The sequence below is a fragment of the Psychromonas antarctica genome (assembly GCF_022267535.1).
Classification (GTDB): domain Bacteria; phylum Pseudomonadota; class Gammaproteobacteria; order Enterobacterales; family Psychromonadaceae; genus Psychromonas; species Psychromonas antarctica.
Genome location: NZ_JAHNZV010000254.1, coordinates 1 through 1,039 on the forward strand (window position 1 = coordinate 1; position 1,039 = coordinate 1,039).

The 1,039-nt window shown below is 38.3% G+C and carries 1 protein-coding gene; it reads right to left on the bottom strand.

The genetic code is table 11. The features are described 5' to 3' along the window. Positions 1-115: 115 nt before the first annotated feature. On the bottom strand, positions 116-769 hold the full coding sequence (locus KSO91_RS17335; protein WP_238744266.1) for a TIR domain-containing protein: 654 nt from the start codon (positions 767-769) through the stop codon (positions 116-118). Between the last annotated feature and the right edge of the window lie 270 nt (positions 770-1,039).

The following is a 1,039-nucleotide window of genomic DNA, read 5'->3' on the forward strand; positions in this document are numbered from 1 at the left end:
CGAAAAAATGGTCAAAACCGATCCACAGTTGGAGAGCTGCGATGAATCGGTTTATAATAGAATTTGAAGACCGCTTGAAAAAGCATCTGTAAAAATGGTAATTACACAGAATTATTTACAGGGTCAACTTTATATTTGCCCCTTTGAGTTCCTGTAATAATTTCATTTCCCAATTTTCATTTGTACCTATGTAGACAACACCTTGTATGTCATTTTGGATTTCTACACTTGGCTCAACAATCGCCGCAACTTTATCTCTGCCTAATCTAGCAATGAAATAACCATGCTCAAAAATCACATTCTGGCGCGATCGTGCTTTTAAATCAGTATCTTTGGCTTTTCGACCTTCGTCGCATGGAGTATAAAGAATAATCGCGTATGCAACGCCACCATTCTTTATTAGCTTCTCAATGATAGTGTTACCACCATTTGCTTTGTCCACAAGTATCACTGGCTCCAACCCAAGCTTACGAATAAAATTTTCTACTCGTAACCTAAGCACTTCGTCGTGACCATGAACAATGAAAACTTTTTGTTTGTCTGTAGTTTGGTGTTGGTTCATGTGGTTTGGCTCATGATTAGATTGTGCATTGATTGCAAATGGCATTAATTCTTTATTTTTATCTTGCTGTACGAGTTGCTGTGCTTGTTGAGCTAAATGCTGTATCCCTTGCTGAGCATGTGGCACAAACTGTTGGGTTTGAGGTTGTTGTGCTATAGGTTGTACGCTTAGGTGTGGTTGTTCAGCTATTAATCCTGCTTGCGTCATTGCGCGTTGCTGTGGGGTTTGAGTCGCATTAGGAGTGCCCGCAATCAAATTATTTGCGATATCAAGAGACTTTTCTCTATTGCTATTATTAAAGGTAGAGGTATAAGAATAAGGATTGTTTTTATGGTCGTTACTCCCTCTGTGAGGGTGTAAAAAGAATTGTGTAAACGTTCATTATCTATAACCTTATCAAAGGCCATTATAATGAGTAACACAATGAATAAAGAAAAACTGCAAGCACTCGCAAATGAGTTAGCCAAAGACCTTAAA